Genomic DNA, 19853 nt, shown 5'->3' on the forward strand with positions numbered 1-19853 from the left:
CCTTTCTTTTTCTTTTTCCTATCTTAATATTTAACAATGGGGGTGAACACGATCCCCGTCCTTTGGATACTTATATCTATGACAGCCCCAGTCGGAATGCTGCTCCGCGGAGATTTCTGGATGTGGGGGATTATTTGGCTTTGCTTCGGCGCCGGTTTTATCATATTGCGGCGCTTCCAGGTATTTGCTGCCGGTGCAGTATTGATGCTGATCTTTGCCGGAAGCTCCTGGTACTGGGTGGAACACAACGATTCATTTTTTAACGGCACCGAATCAGAAATTACTGGTACCATAGCTTTTCCTTTAACGTATGACGGCGGAAGGGCCCGTTTTGAGCTGCGTACGGATACGGGGGAACACATACCGGTTACATGGTGGTTTGACACTGAAGAAGAAATGCAGCAAAGCAAAAGTCTCCTTCCGGGAGAACAGTGCCGGTGGAACGGGGAAATGAAGGCGCCATCGGCTGCTGGCAATCCCGGTGGATTCAGCTACGAGACTTATCTGTACTGGGAAAAAATACATTGGCTGTTTACGGTGGAAAACAGCCAGAGTGTTGAATGCTTTGCACGCTCAACAGGAGCCGTTGACAACCTCCAGCGCATCCGGGCCCGTCAGATGCAGCGTATTGAAAGGTTCTTTCCACAACAGGCTGCGGGTCTGGCAGGCTCTCTGCTGTTTGGGGACCGTGCGTCAATGGCCGGCGAGGTGGAGGAAGCATACCGCTCGCTCGGTCTCGTGCACGTACTTGTCGTTTCGGGCATGCATGTTGCCATTATCAGCGGTGCCGTATTTTTTCTGCTGAAGCGAACCGGAGTGACGAAAGAACGATCCTATACGGTGGTCCTCTGTCTTCTCCCTGTATACGCTGTTCTGACCGGTGGGGCTCCCTCAGTGCTTCGTGCGGCCCTTGCTGCAGGATTTTTCATCGGCTGGCAGAAATGGGGGCCTCGCGGACAACGCCTGGATCCGGTGATTATTCTTCTGACAGTGATGGGGGTTATGCTCATCCTCAGTCCGGGTTATCTTTTTCATATCGGTTTTCAGCTCTCCTTTTTATTAAGCGCCCATCTGCTTCTGTGCAGAAAAAGAATGGCAGCTGCTGGGAAATGGGTCAATATGGTCTGGGTCGCTGGTTCGTCAATGCTTGTGTCTCTTCCTGTAATACTATGGAACTTTTATCAATTTTCTCTATGGAATGTACTGATTAATTTTTTATTCGCCCCGGTTCTTCTATTCCTCGTTCTTCCCTTTTTGTTTTTGAATTACCTTCTCTCCTTTTTTATTGCTTCTCCTCCCGAAATTTTTTCTTTGGTGTTTTCAGGAATCGACTGGATGCACGAGCTTTTTATCTATCTTGCCGGTATGTCGTGGTCCACAATACTTCTCGGAAAACCGGGTCCTGTTTTTACCGTTGTATATGCGGCAGGATGCATGGTATTTATTACAGCGTGGAACAAAAACATGCGAAAGACAGCTATGTTTCTATCAGCAGCAGTCATGCTGGCAGCAGCGGTCTGGCAGTGGACAGCTCCTTATACAGACGGCCGGGGAAGAGTAACCTACCTCGACGTCGGGCAGGGGGACAGCACCGTCATTGAACTGCCTTACCGCCAGGGCGTGATGGTTGTTGACGGGGGCGGACGGGTAAGCTTTAACGACGAAGAGTGGAAGGAGCAGGAGTCTCCCTTTGATCCCGGTGAAGCCGTCGTTGCTGAATACTTAAAATACCGGGGGATCGGCAAATTGGACACGGTAGTCGCGACGCACGGGGACGCTGACCACGTGGGCGGCCTGAAATATGTAGTGGAGCATGTGCCCACAGGTGAACTGTGGTATGGCAGAAGCGCCCAGTATGAGTCCGGGGAACGGGAGCTTTTGGGAGCGTTTGACGAGCATACAGATATTAGGCTCGTTGAAGGCGGAGAAAGTTATCAGATTGGAGAGACGTCCTTTTATGTCCTGCATCCTAAAGGTGAATGGGAAGACAAAAACGATCGTTCTGTTGTTTTGTATTTTGAGCTTGGCGGAAAGCGCTGGCTGTTGACCGGGGACGTCTCCGCCGAACAGGAAAAACAGATAGTGCAGAGTTATCCGGGGCTGCAGGTGGACGTTTTAAAAACGGGGCATCACGGCAGCAGAACATCCACGGACGGTGATTTTGTGGCAGCAATTCAGCCGGAGCATGCGGTTATATCAGCAGGCTACTGCAACCGCTTTGGCCATCCTCATCCGGAGCCTCTCGAAATACTGGAAGAAGCGGGAGTGAACGTATGGCGTACGGATCTTCAGGGAGCTGTCCAGTTCGTCACTTCTTCCGGGGAGAAGCCCGACATACTTACGGCAAGAGAGGAAATGCTTCCGGTGTGCAATTAAGTCAGGGTTTCTCGTAGGAATAAAAAAGAAAATAAGATAAAATAGAAGGAGAATACGTTCGGAAAGTGTGAGCAGATGGATTATATAACGATGGAAAAGCAGGTACAGCAGGAGGACGTACAGCCGTTCTACCTTTTGCAGGGTGAAGAAGGCTATATGATTCAGGACATTCAGCAGAAAATTATTGGAAAAGCATTGGCAGAAGAGGAGAGAGAATTCAATCTTTCTACATTCGACATGCGTGAGACACCGGTGGAAATTGCTGTAGAAGAAGCAGAAACCCTTCCTTTTTTCGGAGAGCGGCGGGTGATCGTGCTTAAAAACTGTTATTTTTTAACGGGAGCAAGAGAAAAAGAGAAGGTAGAGCATAACATCGAAGCGCTTGAAACATATGCCAGGCAGCCGAACCCGACCACCGTGTTAATACTGTCCGCGCCGTATGAAAAGCTTGACGCCCGGAAAAAGGTGGTTAAAGAAATTAAAAAGCAGGCTGTTGTACTCGAAGCGGCAGCCGCTGGCGAAGAGACGATGAAAAAATGGATGCAGCAGTTTAATCAGACCCATCAGCTCACTATGAGCCGTGAGGTCATGGACCATTTTATTGCCCTTGCAGGCAAAGACCTTCTGATGCTTGTCGAAGAGGCAAAAAAACTGCAGCTGTATACGGGCAGCGGGGAAGTCACGATGGAAACAGTGGATAAACTGGTGCCGCGCTCGCTGGAGGACAACGTGTTCGAACTGGTGGATGCCGTAGTTAAAGGCCAGGCAAAAACAATGCTCCGCATATATTACGACCTGCTTAAGCAGGGAGAAGAGCCAATCAAAATTCTGGCGCTGCTTGCCCGCCAGATCCGTATTATTTATCACGTGAAAAACCTCAAACAGCAGGGCTATTCGCGAAAACGTATGGCTGGTTCGATTAAAGTCCACCCTTATGCGGTACAGCTTGCTGAAAAGCCGGCAGCGGCATTTTCGCATTCGTATCTGCAGGAGGTCCTGAAGCTGCTCAGTACCACAGACTATCAGATGAAAGCCGGGAAAATGGACAAGCAGCTCGCCCTTGAGCTCTGTTTTATGAAGCTTGTCTCGGGCCAGAAAATTGGACAATAAAAAAACGACTTGGGCCCGAGTCGTTTTATCCTTATTGTGCTACTGCGCTTAGGCGCTTGTGCATTCTGGATTTAGCGCGGTTGGCCGCGTTTTTGTGAATCATGTTTTTGCTGGCTGCCTTGTCTACTTTCTTCATTGCGAGCGCGTAGGAATTTTTCGCAGCATCAACGTTGTTTGCATCGATGTTTTTGTCGAATTCTTTAATAGCCGAACGCATGGAAGAACGGAAAGCCTGCTGCTTCACGCGTTGATTTTCGTTAATAATCACGCGCTTTTTTGCGGATTTGATATTTGCCATGGTGGTCACCTCCTTTAGTTACCGGTCATTTCTTTTATCAGCACAAAAAGATTCTATCAAAAATCACGACTGAGCGCAAGATTCAGCACGAAAGAGTTAAATGGAGGAAATTTTCAGAATTAAAGCGAAGCGAACGCGAACATTGAAGGAAGAGAAGGGCATTGCTATAATAGACGTTAGTTTCTGCGAACGGAACGCACGGCAAAGTAGTAATAACAGGAGTGATCGAATCAATGAAAGAGCAGGAAAAAATTGAGCGCCAGAAGCGCATTCGTAACTTTTCGATCATCGCCCATATTGATCACGGGAAATCGACGCTTGCTGACCGGATTTTAGAATCGACCAGTGCGTTGACCCAGCGTGAAATGAAAGACCAGATGCTGGACGCGATGGATTTAGAAAGAGAACGCGGCATTACGATTAAACTTAATTCTGTACAGCTGAAATATACACATACAGACGGAGTGGAGTACATTTTTCACCTGATTGACACTCCGGGGCACGTCGACTTTTCCTATGAAGTGTCGCGGAGCCTGGCAGCCTGTGAGGGGGCCCTTCTGATTGTAGATGCCGCTCAGGGCATTGAAGCCCAGACGCTCGCCAATGTGTATCTTGCCCTCGATAACGATCTGGAAATTCTGCCTATTATTAATAAGGTGGATCTGCCGAGCGCAGAGCCTGAACGGGTGAAGCAGGAAGTAGAGGATGTTATTGGCCTGGACGCTTCGGAGGCAGTACTTGCCTCCGCCAAGGATGGGATAGGCACAGACGAAATTTTAAGGCAGATTGTTGAAAAGGTCCCGCCTCCGCAGGGCGATCCTTCAGCTCCGCTGCAGGGCATGATTTTCGACTCTGTATATGATACGTACCGCGGAGTTATCGCCTATATCCGGATTAAAGAAGGAACGGTCAAGCCGGGAGAGAAAATCCGGATGATGCAGACAGGTAAAGAATTCGAAGTATCGGACGTCGGCGTATTTAATCCGAAGCCGGTCTCCTGCGATGAACTGACAGTGGGGGACGTTGGATTTATAATTGCCGGTATTAAAAACGTCGGTGATTCGAGAGTCGGCGATACGATTACAAACGCCCATAATCCGGCCGCTGAGCCGCTGCCGGGTTACAAACGCATGAACCCGATGGTTTTCTGCGGCCTTTTCCCGACAGATGCAAGCAAGTATAACGCGCTCCGGGACGCACTTGAAAGGCTGGAGCTTAACGACAGCTCGCTGCAGTTTGAAGCAGAAACGTCCCAGGCACTCGGCTTCGGCTTCCGCTGCGGGTTCCTTGGCCTGCTTCATATGGAAATTATTCAGGAGCGCATTGAGCGCGAGTATAATATCGAGCTGATTACCACGGCACCGAGCGTTATTTATCACGTGCAGATGGTGGACGGGGAAATGAAGGAGATCGATAACCCTTCCAACATGCCGGATGCCCAGCAGGTGGAATGGGTGGAGGAGCCGTTCGTAAAAGCGACTGTCATGGTGCCAAATGATTACGTAGGCGCCGTTATGGAGCTGTGCCAGGCTAAGCGCGGCGAATTTAAAGATATGAAGTATATGGATGATACGCGTGTAAATATCGTCTATGACCTTCCGTTAACCGAAATTGTGTACGACTTTTTCGACCAGCTGAAGTCACAGACAAAAGGATACGCTTCATTTGATTATGAATTTATAGGCTTTAAAGAAAGCAATCTCGTGAAGATGGATATTTTGTTAAACGAGGAAAGCGTGGATGCACTGTCCGTTATTGTCCACCGGGACGTGGCCTATGAACGCGGGAAAGCTATCGTGGAAAAATTAAAGGATTTAATTCCGCGCCAGCAGTTTGAAGTGCCGGTACAGGCGACAATTGGAAAAAGCGTAATCGCCCGTTCGACCATCAAAGCCATGAGGAAAAACGTTTTGTCCAAATGCTACGGCGGCGACATTACGCGTAAGCGTAAGCTGCTCGAAAAGCAGAAGGAAGGTAAAAAACGCATGAAAAGCGTTGGGAAAGTAGATGTCCCACAGGAAGCATTTATGTCTGTATTAAAGATGGATAAAGATTAAGCAAAGCGGGCTGCCTTCCGGGCGGCCTTTGCTTTTTCCATAAAGAAGGAGAGAAAAGCGTGGCAAAAGGATTGTACGTCCATATCCCTTTTTGCGAATACATTTGTTATTACTGTGATTTTAATAAATTTCTCATTAACAACCAGCCGGTCGATGAGTATTTAGAAGCACTGGACCGGGAACTCTCCTCCTACACGATGAACCAGCTGCAGACGGTTTATATCGGAGGGGGGACGCCGACGGCTCTTTCGGCTGTACAGGTGGAGAAGCTGATGCAGATCATGAATCGGCACGTTCCGGTGGCCCGGCTCAAGGAATATACGGTAGAGGTGAATCCGGGAGATGTAGGTGAGGAGAAGCTGTCGCTGCTGAAGACAGGCGGGGTGGACCGGCTGAGTATTGGTGTTCAGACGTTTCATGATTCCCAGTTAAGCAGTATCGGCCGGGGGCATTCCGCGGACGAAGCGAAAGAAACAGTCCAGGCCGCCAGACAGGCCGGCTTTGATAACATCTCAATTGATTTAATGTTTGGGCTGCCGGGCCAGACGATGAAGGACTGGGAAGAAACGCTTGATGAAGCAATGGCACTTGCTCCTCCGCACGTGTCGGCTTATTCATTGAAGATCGAAAAGCAGACCCGGTTTTATAATTGGTGGCGTGAAGGAAAAATCGCTCCGCTGCCGGAGGAAGAGGAGGCGGATATGTATGAGCTGCTTGTGGATCGTCTCGAAAGCCACGGGCTTGATGCTTATGAGATCAGCAACTTTGCACGTGCCGGGTACAGCAGCCGTCACAACCGGATATACTGGCAGAATGAAGAATATATTGGTGCCGGTGCCGGCGCTCACGGCTACACCGACGGCGTGCGGTATGCCAACATTAAACCGTTGAACCACTATATCCAGGCAGTTCAGGAAAAAGGCAGCCCGGTACAAACAACGCATCTGGTAACGAGAAAAGAACAGATCGAAGAGGAAATGTTTCTCGGGCTTCGGTTATATGAAGGTGTATCTACAGAGCGTTTTTATCAGAAATACGGCTGTACTGTGGAAGACATATATCCGGAAAGCATTCAGGAAGCGAAGCGGAGGGAGTGGCTTACAGAAGCAGACGGCCGTTTGTTTTTAACAGAGGAAGGAAAGCTGCTCGGCAATGAAGTGTTTGCTTTATTTTTATTGGACGATGAGCCTGAAAATAATTGACAAAGCAAAAATCCTTTGATAGCTTATAAAATAGATTTAGCACTCGGATAAAACGAGTGCTAACAGAGGAGAATGTGTAATGCTTACCGATCGACAATTACTCATTTTGCAATCGATCATCGAAGATTATATTCAATCGGCCGAACCTGTAGGTTCAAGAAGCATCTCCAAAAAAAACAGCATTACGTTCAGTCCGGCCACCATCCGTAACGATATGGCGGATTTGGAGGAGCTCGGTTTTTTGGAAAAAACCCACAGCTCGTCCGGACGCATTCCTTCCCAAAAAGCTTACCGGCTGTATGTGGACAGCCTGCTGCTGCCGTACCGTTTCAGTGAACCTGAGATGAATAACATTCAATCGCTTTTTGCCGGTAAAATACTTGAAGCTGAAGAAGCAGTAAAGGAAACAGCCGGCATTTTGTCTGAGTTGACGAGCTATGCTTCTATTGTGCTTGGCCCGGAAATGTTTGAATCAAGACTCAGGCAGATTCAGATTGTCCCTATTGGAAAAGAAGCAGCTGTTGCTGTCATCGTGACAGATACAGGGTATGTGGAAAACCATACGGTAGCTCTACCTCCAACGCTTGAAGCAGGGGAGCTCGAACAAATTACGAACATTTTAAATGAGCGGCTGCGGGGGATTCCGCTTTATCAGCTGCAGCGGGCGCTGTTTTCTGAAGTGAGAGACGTTTTAAAGAGGTACGTGCTCAACTACGAAGCAGCTCTTTCGTTTACGGAGGAGGCTCTCCGGAAATCGCGGCATGAAAAGATCTTTTACGGAGGCAAAACCAACCTGCTCAACCAGCCGGAATTCAAGGACGTAGACCGCGTTCGGGCGCTGCTCGAATTAATGGAGGAAGAGCATCTGATTCACGAGCTCCTAAAACCAACCATTAACGGCATGACGATTAGAATTGGCCAGGAAAACACCAATGAAGCGTTTGAGCACTGCAGCATCATTTCTGCCACGTATTCCCTGGCTGGGAAGCCGGTGGGAACCATTGGCATTGTAGGACCGACGAGAATGGAATACCAAAAAGTCATCAGCCTGGTTAATCATCTTTCTTACGGCCTTTCAAATGTGTTGGATGACTTGTACCGGAGAGACTCTTAATGATAGTATTTGTTATTGGTTGATGAACTCAATAAAGAGTCGGATATAGTATGGCTTTGAATGATAGCAACAGCATTTATGGAGGTGGCGCAGGTGAGCGAAAAGAACAAACAGCAGGAAGAGGAAAAAAAGGATCAGGAAGCACCAAATGAAGAAGAAGTAACCGAAGAAGACGTCGAAATCCTCGAGCCGGAAGATGTTGAAGAGGATAAACTTGAAGAGGAATCCGGCTCGCGTGAAGCAGAACTCGAAAAAGAAATAAACGAATGGAAAGACCGTGCTCTTCGTGCTCAGGCAGATTTAGAGAATGTGCGCCGCAGAGCAAAAGCGGAAAAAGAGGAAGACGCCAAATACCGGGTCCAGCCTCTGGCAGAGGAGCTTCTGCCGGTAATGGACAATTTTGAAAGAGCGATGCAGACCAAGCCGGATAACGAAAGTGCCCAGTCGTTTATTGATGGCATGGCCATGGTCTATAATCAATTCAGATCTGCACTCGAACAGCAGGGTGTGGAAGAAATCCCGGCACAGGGCGAATATTTTGACCCAACCATTCACCAGGCTGTCATGCAGGCTGATGAAGAAGGGTTTGAGTCCAATCAGATTGTGGAAGAAATGCAGAAGGGATACAGACTGAAAGATCGTGTGCTGCGCCCTTCAATGGTAAAAGTGAACAACTAATAATTCAGATATAGAGTACTGTATAGGAGGAAGAAAAATGAGTAGAACAATTGGCATTGACTTAGGTACAACAAACTCTTGTGTAGCCGTTATGGAAGGCGGGGAAGCGCAGGTTATTCCGAACCCGGAGGGTAACCGCACAACTCCTTCCGTTGTAGCATTCAAGGACGGGGAGCGTCAGGTCGGGGAAGTGGCTAAGCGCCAGTCCATTACAAACCCTAACACCATCAGCTCCATCAAGCGTCATATGGGAACAGACTATAAGGTGGAAATCGAAGGCAAAGAATACAATCCGCAGGAAGTTTCCGCAATTATTCTTCAAAAATTAAAGTCGGACGCTGAAAGCTATCTTGGCGAGACTGTTACAAACGCAGTTATCACAGTACCTGCATACTTTAACGACTCCCAGCGTCAGGCAACAAAAGACGCCGGCCGTGTTGCAGGTCTTGAAGTAGACCGTATTGTAAACGAGCCGACAGCTGCGGCACTTGCCTACGGCCTCGAAAAAGAAGAGGACCAGACGATCCTCGTATTTGACCTCGGCGGCGGTACATTTGACGTATCTATTCTTGAGCTTGGCGAAGGCTTTTTCGAAGTTCGTTCCACATCCGGCGACAATAAGCTTGGCGGTGACGACTTTGACCAGGTGATTATCGATCATTTAGTGGATGAGTTCCGCAAAGAAAACGGCATTGACCTTTCCCAGGATAAAATGGCTGTGCAGCGCTTGAAGGATGCGGCAGAAAAAGCGAAAAAGGACCTGTCCGGTGTTACGCAGACACAGATTTCCCTGCCGTTTATCACAGCAGATCAGAGCGGACCGAAGCACCTTGAGCTTACACTGACACGTGCGAAGTTTGATGAGCTTTCCTCGAAGCTGGTTGAGCGCACAATGGGGCCTACAAGACAGGCAATGAAAGACGCCGGCCTCAGCGCCTCCGAAGTGGATAAAGTCATCCTCGTTGGTGGTTCCACACGTATTCCTGCTGTACAGGAAGGCATTAAAAACTTAACCGGCAAAGAACCACACAAAGGTGTTAACCCGGACGAAGTGGTAGCCGTAGGTGCTGCTGTTCAGGCAGGCGTACTAACCGGTGATGTAAAAGACGTTGTACTGCTCGACGTTACACCACTTTCCCTTGGTATCGAAACGATGGGCGGAGTAACAACTAAATTAATCGACCGGAATACTACAATTCCGACAAGCAAATCCCAGACATTCTCAACAGCAGCTGACAATCAGCCTTCTGTAGATATTCATGTGCTGCAGGGCGAGCGTGAAATGGCGGCAGACAATAAAACGCTTGGCCGTTTTCAGCTGACCGATATCCCACCAGCTCCGCGTGGCGTACCTCAAATCGAAGTCACCTTCGATATTGATGCCAATGGTATTGTGAACGTACGTGCGAAGGATCTTGGCACAAACAAAGAGCAGTCTATTACCATCACTTCTTCCTCCGGTCTTTCCGAAGAAGAAATTGAACAAATGGTAAAAGATGCTGAAGAAAATGCAGAAGAAGACAAAAAGCGTAAAGAAGAAGTAGAAGTGCGCAACGAAGCGGATCAGCTCGTCTTCACGACAGAAAAAACGCTGAGCGACCTCGGCGAAAACGTAACAGAAGAAGAAAAACAGCAGGCTGAGGACGCAAAAGAAAAAGTGAAAACAGCACTTGAAGGCGAAGATATTGAAGCTATCCGTACGGCTAAGGACGAGCTTCAGGAAATCGTTCAGCAGCTGACAACAAAGATGTATGAACAAGCAGCGCAGCAGGCTCAGCAGGAGCAGGGCGAAGCTGGCGGCGAAAGCAGTGACGATACTGTAGACGCTGATTATGAAGATGTTAAAGATGACAATGATAACAGTGATAACAACAAAAACAGCTAACGATCTGTAGCGCTGATGAATGGGGCTGTCCCGAATAGTGGTCACTTGACTGCTTCTATTCAAGGGGATGGCCCCTTCTTTCTGTAATGAATATGTTTTTCAGATTGAAGCGTCTTCTTGTAGAATGATAAGATAACACGTATGGACAAGAGCGAGGAGTGAAGATGAACGATGAGTAAACGCGATTATTACGACGTGCTTGGTGTCAGCAAGGACGCAGACGAGCAGGAAATAAAAAAAGCATATAGAAAACTGGCGCGCCAGTATCACCCGGACGTCAACAAGGAAGACGACGCCGAAGAAAAATTTATTGAAATTAAAGATGCCTACGATACATTAAGCGATCCCCAGAAGCGCTCGAATTACGATCGTTTCGGCCATGAAGATCCGAACCAGGGCTTTGGTGGCGGTGGAGCCGGAGCTGGTGGCTTTGGCGGCGGCTTTGGCGATATTTTCGATATGTTTTTCGGCGGCGGTGCTTCAAGAGATCCAAACGCACCGAGACAGGGGGCGGATCTGCAGTATACGATGACGCTCACCTTTAAGGAAGCAGCCTTCGGTAAAGATACAGAGATCGAAATTCCAAAAGAAGAAAATTGTGAAACGTGCGGCGGCGACGGCGCAAAGCCGGGCACAGAAAAAAGGACGTGCCGCCAGTGCGGCGGGCAGGGCCAGATGAACGTAGAACAGAATACACCGTTTGGCCGCGTCGTGAACCGGCGTGTGTGTGACCGTTGTAGCGGATCGGGTGTCGAAGTGGAAGAAAAATGTCCTACATGTAACGGGAACGGACGTATCCGCCGGAACAAAAAAATCAATATTCATATTCCGGAGGGCGTCGACCACGGCCAGCAGATCCGCGTAAGCGGTCAGGGCGAACCGGGCGCAAACGGTGGACCACCGGGCGACCTGTTTGTCGTTTTCAACGTACAGCCGCATGAATTCTTTGAACGTGACGGAGATGACGTTTATTGCGAAATGCCGCTGACATTTGTCCAGGTAACGCTTGGCGATGAAATCGAAGTACCGACACTGCGCGGTAAAGTTAAATTGAAAATACCGGCTGGCACTCAATCCGGCACAAAATTCCGTCTCCGGAATAAAGGTATTAATAACGTACACGGACGCGGCCAGGGCGATCAGCATGTAAAAGTCCAGGTAGTGACTCCGAAGAAATTGACGGACCGCCAGAAAGAACTGCTGCGGGAATTCGCAGAAATCAGCGGCGATGAAGAAACCGATGAGCAGCACGGAAACTTCTTTGACCGTGTAAAACGGGCGTTTCGCGGAGAGTAAAAAGAGAGGAGCAGGTATATGAACTGGATTGAAATTTCTGTCCACACTACCCAGGAGGCAATTGACCCTGTGTCGTTTGTGCTTCAGGAAGCAGGAGCGAGCGGGGTTGTGATTGAAGATTCAGCCGACCTGGAGCGGGAATGGGAAGAGGCAGAAGACGAATGGTTTATGCTTTCTGAAGATAATTATCCGGATGAAGGCACACTTGTAAAAGCCTATCTTCCGATGACAAGCTACGTCACCGATACTGTGGAGGAAATTAAGCAATCCATTAATGAACTGCTCCTTTACGATATTGATTTAGGACGAAACCAGGTAGTGCTCAAAGAAATCGCCGAGGAGGACTGGGCAGAGGCATGGAAAAAGTATTACAAGCCTGTTCAGATCACGAATAAAGTGACAATTGTGCCTTCCTGGGAAGAGTATGAAAAAAAGAGCGGGGAAAAAATCATTACGCTGGATCCGGGCATGGCGTTTGGCACCGGCACGCACCCGACAACCGTGCTCAGCATGCAGGCGCTTGAAGAGTACACACGTCCGGGTAATGCAGTGTTGGATGTCGGCACCGGGTCCGGCGTGCTCGCTATAGGCGCATGTCTGTTCGAAGCAGGAGAAATTCTTGCGCTCGATCTTGATGAAGTAGCCGTCAGAAGTGCTGAAGAAAATATCAGCCGAAACGGAATGGCAGAAAAAATTACCGTGGCCCAATCGGATCTGTTGGAATACCAGTCGATGCAGGCAGATGTCATCGTGGCTAATATTTTGGCACCTATTATTATCCGCCTTGCAAAGGATGCGTTTAGTTCTCTTCAGCCGGATGGTGTGTTTATTACTTCAGGCATCATTGAAAGCAAACGTACGGATGTCGAACAGGCTCTGACGGAAGCGGGCTTTGTTATTGAAGATGTGCGTGCAGTCGAAGACTGGCTGTGCATTATTGCCCGCCGGCCGCAGGCACTGTAAAGGAGAGGAATATGCAGCATTATTTTGTGGATCCCTCCTCCATACAGCATGAATATATACAAATCACGGGTAATGATGCAAAGCACATTGCCCGTGTTATGCGTATGGGCCCGGGAGAAAAAATTGTATGTAAAGACAATCAGGGACATGCCTTTGTGACTGAAATTGAAAGCGTGGAAGAAAAAAGCGTCCATGTAAAAATAATCAGCGAATGGACAGGAGGAGCAGAACTTCCTGTAAATATCATCGCCGCCCAGGCTCTGATTAAAGGTGAAAAAATGGACACTGTCGTGCAAAAAGCAACAGAACTGGGAGCCTCGGCGATTTATTTTTATGAAGGGGAGCATTCTGTGGTAAAATGGGATGCGAATAAACGGCAAAAGAAAATTGATCGTTTAAACCGAATTGCTAAAGAAGCAGCAGAGCAGTCAGAGCGGATGTATATACCGGAAATTGTTTATTTTTCCTCAGCGCGTAAGGTGATAGAAAACACGGCTTCTGTCGGGAGCCGGATCGTTTTATCAGAAGCAGAAGCGAGAGCAGAGCTGCCCGCAAAGCTCCCTGACGTGTTTGCCGGGCATCCGGAAACGCTGCTTGCATTTATCGGACCGGAGGGCGGATTTTCCCGTAGCGAGCTTGCCCTGTTTGAGGAAGAGCGCATTCCTGCGACGTCCCTGGGGAAGAGAATTGTCCGAAGCGAAACCGCTTCTTTGCTGCTGCTTGGAGCAGTGACATATTATTATGAAATTCAGGAGGGGAACATACAATGAGATCAGTGGCGTTTCATACTCTTGGCTGTAAAGTAAACCATTACGAAACGGAAGCCATATGGCAGCTGTTTAAAAACGACGGCTATGAAAAAAAGGAATTTGATCAGACCGCGGATGTCTATGTTATCAACACCTGTACGGTAACAAACACCGGAGATAAAAAAAGCCGCCAGGTAATCCGGCGCGCAGTACGTAAAAATCCGGATGCCATTATATGCGTCACCGGGTGTTATGCCCAGACGTCTCCGGGAGAGATCATGGATATCCCCGGCGTCGATATTGTCGTCGGCACGCAGGACCGCAAAAAAATGCTCGACTATATTGAAGAGTATACGGTGTCCCGGGAGCCGATCAACGGTGTAAGCAATATTATGAAAAACCGTGTGTACGAAGAACTCGATGTACCGGAGTTTACCGATCGTACGAGAGCATCGCTGAAGATTCAGGAAGGGTGCAATAACTTCTGTACCTTCTGTATCATCCCGTGGGCCCGCGGTCTGCTCCGTTCGAGAAATCCGGAAGAGGTTATGCACCAGGCCGAACAGCTGGTTAACAAAGGCTACAAAGAACTGGTACTGACAGGCATTCATACAGGCGGCTACGGTGAAGACCTGAAGGACTACAATCTCGCAGGACTGCTCCGGGACCTTGAAACCATCGATGGATTAAAACGGATCCGTATTTCCTCCATAGAAGCAAGTCAGATCACCGATGAAGTGATTGATGTGCTCCGCAGGTCAAACAAAGTAGTAAATCATCTGCATGTGCCGCTTCAGGCTGGCTCAAACACCGTGCTTAAAAGAATGAGAAGAAAATACAGCGTGGAATTTTATGCGGACCGTCTCGAAAAACTGCGCGAAGCGCTTCCGGAATGCGCCATCACCACAGATGTGATTGTAGGCTTCCCGGGTGAAACGAAAGAAGAATTTCAGCAGACGTACGACTTTATCCGGGACCAGCGTTTCTCAGAGCTGCACGTATTCCCGTATTCGAAAAGAACCGGCACCCCAGCTGCTAAAATGAGCGATCAGGTGGAGGATGAAGAAAAAAATGACCGGGTGCACCGTCTGATTGAGCTGTCCAATCAACTGGCAAAAGAGTATGCTTCGCGTTTTGAAAATGAAGTCGTGGAAGTAATTCCGGAAGAAGAAGATAAAGAAAAACCAGGATACTTTGTCGGCTATTCGACGAATTATATAAAGGTGCGTTTCCCTGCGAATCCGGAATGGCGTGGTGAAATTGTGCGCGTGAAAATTACGAATGCGGGCTATCCATTGAATGAAGGGGAATTTGTACGCGTGCTTGACCATGACACAGCAACGCTTGTATAACTATAACAGCTAAACTGGAGGAGAAAGTATGGCAGATCTCGCGCAATATATTGATCACACACTGCTGAAGCCGGAAACCACATTTGAAGATATAAAACGCCTCACAGCGGAAGCCAAAGACAATCATTTCAAATCTGTATGCATTAACCCGGCAATGGTGCCTTTCGCAGCTGAAGAGCTGGAAGGCTCCGATGTGCTTGTCTGTACAGTGATTGGTTTTCCACTCGGTGCCACGAATCCGGAAACAAAAGCATTTGAAGTGAAAAATGCCATCGCCAACGGAGCGAAGGAAGTTGATATGGTTATCAATATCGGCGCCTTAAAAAGCGGAGAAGACGATCTGGTCCGTGCGGACATTGAAGCGGTCGTCCAGGCTGCAAATCAGGAGGCGCTGGTGAAGGTGATAATAGAGACAGCGCTGTTAACTGATGAAGAGAAGAAGACCGCCTGCAGTCTTGCAGTTGAAGCTGGGGCGGATTTTGTAAAAACATCCACCGGGTTTAACGGAGGAGGAGCAACGATCGAAGATGTGCGGCTGATGAAAGAGGCGGTGGGTGACCGTGCCGGCGTAAAAGCGAGCGGCGGGGTCAAGGACCGTCAGACTGCTCTTGCATTAATTGAAGCCGGAGCGTCCAGGCTCGGTGCAAGCTCTGGTGTGAAAATACTGCAGGGTGAAACCTCAAGCGAAAACTACTAACAATCTCTGCCTGCCAGCTCGTTGATTTTTTGGCACAGATGCTTTATACTATTTACCAAATGGCTAGTATTTGAGTAATAGTCTTTATTCATATATTAGTTAGATTGGTTGTTCGGAGGGAGGGAATCACATGGCAGAGACAAGAAAGAAAAAGAATGAAGATATTGATGCCGCTCTTCGCCGTTTTAAGCGTAGCCTTTCCAAAGAAGGAACAATGGCTGAAGTGAAAAAACGCAAACACTACGAAAAACCTAGTGTTCGTCGTAAGAAGAAAAGCGAAGAAGCTAGAAAACGTAAGTTTTAAGTAAAGAAGGTGCTGCATCCTTGGAACTCATGGACCGTTTAAGCAGTGACATGAAGTCAGCAATGAAAAACAAGGAAAAACAGCGTTTAAATGTCATCAGAGGCCTGCGGGCATCGATGCAGAATGAAGCTATCAAGCTCAATAAAGAGCTTGATGAAAGCGAAGCAACAGCGGTTTTAAACCGTGAAATGAAACAAAGAAAAGATTCCCTCCATGAGTTTGAAAACGCAGGACGGGAAGATCTGGCAGAACAGACCAGGTTTGAAATGGATGTCATATCTGAATATCTTCCTGCTCCTTTATCGAATGAAGAACTGGAATCAATTGTGAAAGAAACTATTCAGGAGGAGAATGCCTCTTCGATGAAAGATATGGGAACGGTGATGTCTGCGGTGATGCCTAAAATCAGCGGAAAAGCAGACGGTTCCCAGGTAAATCAATTAGTGAAAATGCATTTATCTTCTTGATAATAAGAAAGCTAGAGATCGAATCAGGGTTTAGTTCCGGTTCGGTCTCTTTTTTTAAAACATAAGCCAGTCTTCCTGCCGAAATAAACGGGAAAAAATTGAAACGCTTTTATCTTTATCCTCGTACATAAGAGTATAGACATATAACTAATGAACAGGAGGGGGGATAGAGGTGGAGCAGAGAAAAAGCAGATGGTTGTCCGTTCTTCTTGCCATACTTTTTATGACAGCCGCCTGGCTTCCGGCATCTGTACAGGGGGCCGGTGAAGATCAGACCGTATATATTATCCCGGTTGAACAGACCGTTGAGCAGGGAATGGCTGCATTTTTGGAACGATCGGTGGAAGAAGCGGAAGAAGCTGATGCCGACAGGATTATTTTTGAACTGGACACGCCCGGAGGCGCGGTGGATGCCGCAGGTGAGATTGCTTCAATTATCAATGGCACATCTATTCCAACTACCGCATATGTAACGGACCAGGCTATGTCAGCAGGAGCGTTTCTGGCTTTGAGCGCTGACGAAATTGCCATGGCGCCTGAAACAGAAATGGGAGCAGCCCAGGTTATTGACGGCTCGGGCAATGCAGCATCTGACAAGGCTCAGTCAGCCTGGGTGTCTAATATGGTCAATGCAGCTGAATCCAATGACAGAGATCCAGTGTATGCAGAAGCAATGGCTGACCCTGGAGTTGAACTTCCGGATTATCGTGCCGGAGAAGGTGAACTGTTAACGCTTACGGCGTCGGAGGCAGCTTCTAATGAAGTAGGCTATGCAGAATACATTGCCGACAGCAGAGATGATCTTCTCAGTCAGATGAACCTGGGCGATGCTGCAGTGGAAGAAGCAGATATCAGCGCAGCTGAGCAGATCGCAAGATGGGTGACCAGTCCCTATGTGATTCCTATTTTACTCAGCGTTGGCATGATCGGCCTAATACTTGAAGTATTTTCACCGGGGTTTGGTATTTTCGGGGGCATCGGTCTCGCATCATTAGGACTATTCTTTTTCGGTCACATGATTGCCGGGTTTGCCGGCTTCGAAGGGCTGCTGCTGTTTGGCGTCGGCTTAATATTACTGCTGATAGAATTCTTTGTTCCTGGTTTTGGAATTTTTGGTATATTAGGTATAGGGGCAGTTGTCGGCAGCCTGTTTATGTCGTCGTTTTCTGTTTCCGTTATGGCAATCTCCGTCGTTCTGGCAGCGGTAGCCGCCATCATTGCAGCAGTAGTTATGGTGGTCGGATTCGGAAAACGGGGACCAATGAAAAAGCTGGTGCTTCAGGATACGTTTTCTTCGAAGGAAGGATATGTGTCAAATGAAGGAAGAACGGACTTACTGGGCAGAGAAGGAACGGCATTGACTCCGCTGCATCCAACCGGTGCAGTAGATATTGACGGGGAAAAAATCGATGTCGTTTCAGACGGCCGCTATCTCGACCGCGGAGACGCTGTGCAGGTAGTACGTGTAGAAGGCACGCGTGTTGTAGTAAAGCCATACTCTAACAAAGAAAGAAGGGAATCATGACATGGGAATTGATATAGGTCTCGTTATTGTATTAGCTATTATTTTAATAGCGCTCGTCATTTTATTCACTTTTGTACCAGTTGCGCTTTGGATTTCGGCGCTTGCTGCAGGGGTGAAAGTAGGTATTTTCCAGCTGGTCGGTATGCGGCTCCGGAGGGTTATTCCGTCCAGAGTAGTAAACCCGATGATCAAAGCAGAAAAAGCTGGTCTTGATATTGAACTGAACAAGCTTGAAGGCCACTATTTGGCTGGCGGTAACGTGGACCGGGTGGTCAATGCACTAATCGCCGCCCAGCGTGCAAATATTGAACTTACATTTGAACGTTGTGCCGCTATCGACCTTGCCGGCCGTGATGTATTGGAAGCCGTACAGATGAGTGTTAACCCGAAAGTTATTGAAACACCATTTATTGCCGGTGTCGCAATGGACGGTATTGAAGTGAAAGCAAAAGCAAGAATCACCGTCCGGGCAAACATAGACCGCCTGGTCGGGGGTGCCGGTGAAGATACCGTTATCGCCCGTGTTGGTGAAGGCATTGTTTCGACGATCGGTTCTTCGCAGAATCATAAAAAAGTATTGGAAAACCCGGACAGCATCTCACAGACGGTTCTTTCCAAAGGGCTGGATTCAGGTACGGCTTTTGAGATTTTATCCATTGATATAGCCGATATTGACATTGGCAAAAACATTGGTGCAGAACTGCAGACAGACCAGGCGGAAGCAGATAAAAACATCGCCCAGGCGAAAGCCGAAGAACGTCGCGCCATGGCTGTTGCTCAGGAGCAGGAAATGAAAGCACGCGTAGAAGAAATGCGTGCGAAAGTTACCGAGTCCGAAGCAGAAGTGCCAATGGCAATGGCAGAAGCCCTGCGTTCCGGAAACCTTGGCGTCATGGATTATATGAATATCCAGAACGTAATGTCTGATACGGATATGCGTGAATCGATCAGTAAATCCGGTAAAGACGACGACCAAAACGGTCCATATGACCGCCCGCACACCGATAAATAAGGGACTTTGTCCGTAGAAGAAGGTGAATGAAGCGATGGAGCAGCTGTTTGAACTAGTGTTTAACAACCTGTGGATTTTACTGCTGCTCTTCGGCGGTTTGATTACGTTTCTGGGCCGGGGAGACAGCAGCCAGCAGCAGGACAGCGGTGACGGCGATTCGAGGCGGCGCGGGGCTTTCGGAAAACTCGAAGACATATTCGAAGAGTTTGAAAATGCCCGCAAAGAAAATACGCCGAACCGGCCTCAGAATGATCCTTCCGGAAGTCCCGGCAATCATCCAACGCGCCGGGTGCCGGAAGCTGAGGCAGAGCTGTACAAAGAAGAAACAGATAATCCCCAGAATAAAAGCAGTGCTTTAAAAGAGTATGAAAAACGCCGCGAGGAGCTTCAGCAGCAAAAGAAAAATGCAAGCCAGCGCCTTGAGCGTGCTTCGCGCCAGTCTGCTGAACGCGGAGGCGTTATGTCAGACGGGGAAATCGGTGGCACGCGGAGAAATCCACGGTCGATAAATAAAAAAGAAGCGGCAAATGGACTCGTGTGGGCAGAGGTTCTCAGCCCGCCGGTCACAAGGCGCAGCGGTTATCCTTACCAGCGGCAGTCAACAATGTCACGTGAAAAAGTGACGCCGCACCGTTCTGCTAGAAAAAGCAGTAATGAGTGAACCTGATCTTCGGATCAGGTTCTTTTTTTCGGCTCTATAATATTTGTTGGGGTACAGACACAAAAAAACACGCAGACTCCCATATCCGTTATACTTGCGTCGACAAA

The 19853-nt window shown here is 48.3% G+C and carries 18 protein-coding genes; 17 read left to right on the top strand and 1 reads right to left on the bottom strand.

Features of this window, described 5'->3' with window-relative positions:
- The first annotated feature begins 78 nt into the window (after positions 1 to 78).
- Positions 79 to 2376, top strand: a complete 2298-nt coding sequence (locus ACTTK7_RS14285) for a DNA internalization-related competence protein ComEC/Rec2 (RefSeq protein ID WP_462868754.1) — start codon at positions 79 to 81, stop codon at positions 2374 to 2376.
- A 90-nt stretch (positions 2377 to 2466) separates the two neighbouring features.
- Entirely contained in the window at positions 2467 to 3486 is a 1020-nt protein-coding gene (gene holA / locus ACTTK7_RS14290) for a DNA polymerase III subunit delta (protein ID WP_462868755.1), read from the top strand.
- Positions 3487 to 3517: 31 nt separating this feature from the next.
- Here holA and rpsT read toward each other — a convergent pair whose 3' ends face one another.
- The gene (rpsT, locus tag ACTTK7_RS14295) at positions 3518 to 3784 is read right to left on the bottom strand and encodes a 30S ribosomal protein S20 (RefSeq protein ID WP_091611924.1); all 267 of its coding nucleotides are present in this window, start codon (positions 3782 to 3784) and stop codon (positions 3518 to 3520) included.
- Positions 3785 to 4017: 233 nt separating this feature from the next.
- Between rpsT and lepA the strand changes: the two genes are divergently transcribed.
- The 15 genes from lepA to ACTTK7_RS14370 all read left to right on the top strand — a co-directional run bounded on the left by lepA (position 4018) and on the right by ACTTK7_RS14370 (position 19746).
- Entirely contained in the window at positions 4018 to 5841 is a 1824-nt protein-coding gene (gene lepA, locus ACTTK7_RS14300; protein WP_462868756.1) for a translation elongation factor 4, read from the top strand.
- A 59-nt stretch (positions 5842 to 5900) separates the two neighbouring features.
- Positions 5901 to 7043, top strand: coding sequence for a radical SAM family heme chaperone HemW (gene hemW, locus ACTTK7_RS14305; protein ID WP_462868757.1), 1143 nt, complete (start codon positions 5901 to 5903; stop codon positions 7041 to 7043).
- Between the two features lie 79 nt (positions 7044 to 7122).
- Positions 7123 to 8157: a heat-inducible transcriptional repressor HrcA gene (gene hrcA / locus ACTTK7_RS14310; RefSeq protein WP_462868758.1), complete on the top strand. Its 1035-nt coding sequence runs from the start codon at positions 7123 to 7125 to the stop codon at positions 8155 to 8157.
- A 93-nt stretch (positions 8158 to 8250) separates the two neighbouring features.
- Entirely contained in the window at positions 8251 to 8835 is a 585-nt protein-coding gene (gene grpE, locus ACTTK7_RS14315; RefSeq protein ID WP_462868759.1) for a nucleotide exchange factor GrpE, read from the top strand.
- A 37-nt stretch (positions 8836 to 8872) separates the two neighbouring features.
- Positions 8873 to 10720, top strand: a complete 1848-nt coding sequence (gene dnaK, locus ACTTK7_RS14320; RefSeq protein ID WP_462868760.1) for a molecular chaperone DnaK — start codon at positions 8873 to 8875, stop codon at positions 10718 to 10720.
- A gap of 171 nt (positions 10721 to 10891) precedes the next feature.
- Positions 10892 to 12016, top strand: coding sequence for a molecular chaperone DnaJ (dnaJ, locus tag ACTTK7_RS14325; RefSeq protein ID WP_322525752.1), 1125 nt, complete (start codon positions 10892 to 10894; stop codon positions 12014 to 12016).
- A gap of 18 nt (positions 12017 to 12034) precedes the next feature.
- Positions 12035 to 12979 carry a 50S ribosomal protein L11 methyltransferase gene (gene prmA / locus ACTTK7_RS14330; protein ID WP_462868761.1) on the top strand — a complete coding sequence of 315 codons (945 nt, stop codon included), beginning with the start codon at positions 12035 to 12037 and terminating at the stop codon, positions 12977 to 12979.
- Between the two features lie 11 nt (positions 12980 to 12990).
- The gene (locus ACTTK7_RS14335) at positions 12991 to 13749 is read left to right on the top strand and encodes an RsmE family RNA methyltransferase (RefSeq protein WP_462868762.1); all 759 of its coding nucleotides are present in this window, start codon (positions 12991 to 12993) and stop codon (positions 13747 to 13749) included.
- Positions 13746 to 15080 (top strand): tRNA (N(6)-L-threonylcarbamoyladenosine(37)-C(2))-methylthiotransferase MtaB, encoded by a 1335-nt coding sequence (mtaB, locus tag ACTTK7_RS14340; protein WP_091611900.1) that lies wholly within the window; start codon positions 13746 to 13748, stop codon positions 15078 to 15080. Before ACTTK7_RS14335 ends, mtaB begins: the two co-directional genes overlap by 4 nt.
- Before the next feature lie 28 nt (positions 15081 to 15108).
- Positions 15109 to 15777: a deoxyribose-phosphate aldolase gene (deoC, locus tag ACTTK7_RS14345; RefSeq protein ID WP_462868763.1), complete on the top strand. Its 669-nt coding sequence runs from the start codon at positions 15109 to 15111 to the stop codon at positions 15775 to 15777.
- A gap of 130 nt (positions 15778 to 15907) precedes the next feature.
- Entirely contained in the window at positions 15908 to 16081 is a 174-nt protein-coding gene (rpsU, locus tag ACTTK7_RS14350) for a 30S ribosomal protein S21 (protein ID WP_022794945.1), read from the top strand.
- Between the two features lie 20 nt (positions 16082 to 16101).
- Positions 16102 to 16548 (top strand): GatB/YqeY domain-containing protein, encoded by a 447-nt coding sequence (locus tag ACTTK7_RS14355; RefSeq protein ID WP_462868764.1) that lies wholly within the window; start codon positions 16102 to 16104, stop codon positions 16546 to 16548.
- Positions 16549 to 16720: 172 nt separating this feature from the next.
- Positions 16721 to 18073 (top strand): NfeD family protein, encoded by a 1353-nt coding sequence (locus ACTTK7_RS14360; RefSeq protein WP_462868765.1) that lies wholly within the window; start codon positions 16721 to 16723, stop codon positions 18071 to 18073.
- Position 18074: 1 nt separating this feature from the next.
- Complete coding sequence (gene floA / locus ACTTK7_RS14365) at positions 18075 to 19085, top strand: flotillin-like protein FloA (RefSeq protein ID WP_462868766.1); 1011 nt, start codon at positions 18075 to 18077, stop codon at positions 19083 to 19085.
- Positions 19086 to 19119: 34 nt separating this feature from the next.
- Positions 19120 to 19746, top strand: coding sequence for a hypothetical protein (locus ACTTK7_RS14370; RefSeq protein WP_462868767.1), 627 nt, complete (start codon positions 19120 to 19122; stop codon positions 19744 to 19746).
- Positions 19747 to 19853 lie beyond the last annotated feature (107 nt).

This window comes from Marinococcus tarijensis (assembly GCF_054971385.1).

Bases quoted from the DNA above. Each gene is read 5' to 3' on its own strand.
- ACTTK7_RS14285 (WP_462868754.1), top strand. From the start codon at position 79: ATGACAGCCCCAGTCGGAATGCTGCTCCGCGGAGATTTCTGGATGTGG.
- holA (WP_462868755.1), top strand. From the start codon at position 2,467: ATGGAAAAGCAGGTACAGCAGGAGGACGTACAGCCGTTCTACCTTTTG.
- rpsT (WP_091611924.1), bottom strand. From the start codon at position 3,784: ATGGCAAATATCAAATCCGCAAAAAAGCGCGTGATTATTAACGAAAAT.
- lepA (WP_462868756.1), top strand. From the start codon at position 4,018: ATGAAAGAGCAGGAAAAAATTGAGCGCCAGAAGCGCATTCGTAACTTT.
- hrcA (WP_462868758.1), top strand. From the start codon at position 7,123: ATGCTTACCGATCGACAATTACTCATTTTGCAATCGATCATCGAAGAT.
- dnaK (WP_462868760.1), top strand. From the start codon at position 8,873: ATGAGTAGAACAATTGGCATTGACTTAGGTACAACAAACTCTTGTGTA.
- dnaJ (WP_322525752.1), top strand. From the start codon at position 10,892: ATGAGTAAACGCGATTATTACGACGTGCTTGGTGTCAGCAAGGACGCA.
- prmA (WP_462868761.1), top strand. From the start codon at position 12,035: ATGAACTGGATTGAAATTTCTGTCCACACTACCCAGGAGGCAATTGAC.
- ACTTK7_RS14335 (WP_462868762.1), top strand. From the start codon at position 12,991: ATGCAGCATTATTTTGTGGATCCCTCCTCCATACAGCATGAATATATA.
- mtaB (WP_091611900.1), top strand. From the start codon at position 13,746: ATGAGATCAGTGGCGTTTCATACTCTTGGCTGTAAAGTAAACCATTAC.
- deoC (WP_462868763.1), top strand. From the start codon at position 15,109: ATGGCAGATCTCGCGCAATATATTGATCACACACTGCTGAAGCCGGAA.
- rpsU (WP_022794945.1), top strand. From the start codon at position 15,908: ATGGCAGAGACAAGAAAGAAAAAGAATGAAGATATTGATGCCGCTCTT.
- floA (WP_462868766.1), top strand. From the start codon at position 18,075: ATGGGAATTGATATAGGTCTCGTTATTGTATTAGCTATTATTTTAATA.
- ACTTK7_RS14370 (WP_462868767.1), top strand. From the start codon at position 19,120: ATGGAGCAGCTGTTTGAACTAGTGTTTAACAACCTGTGGATTTTACTG.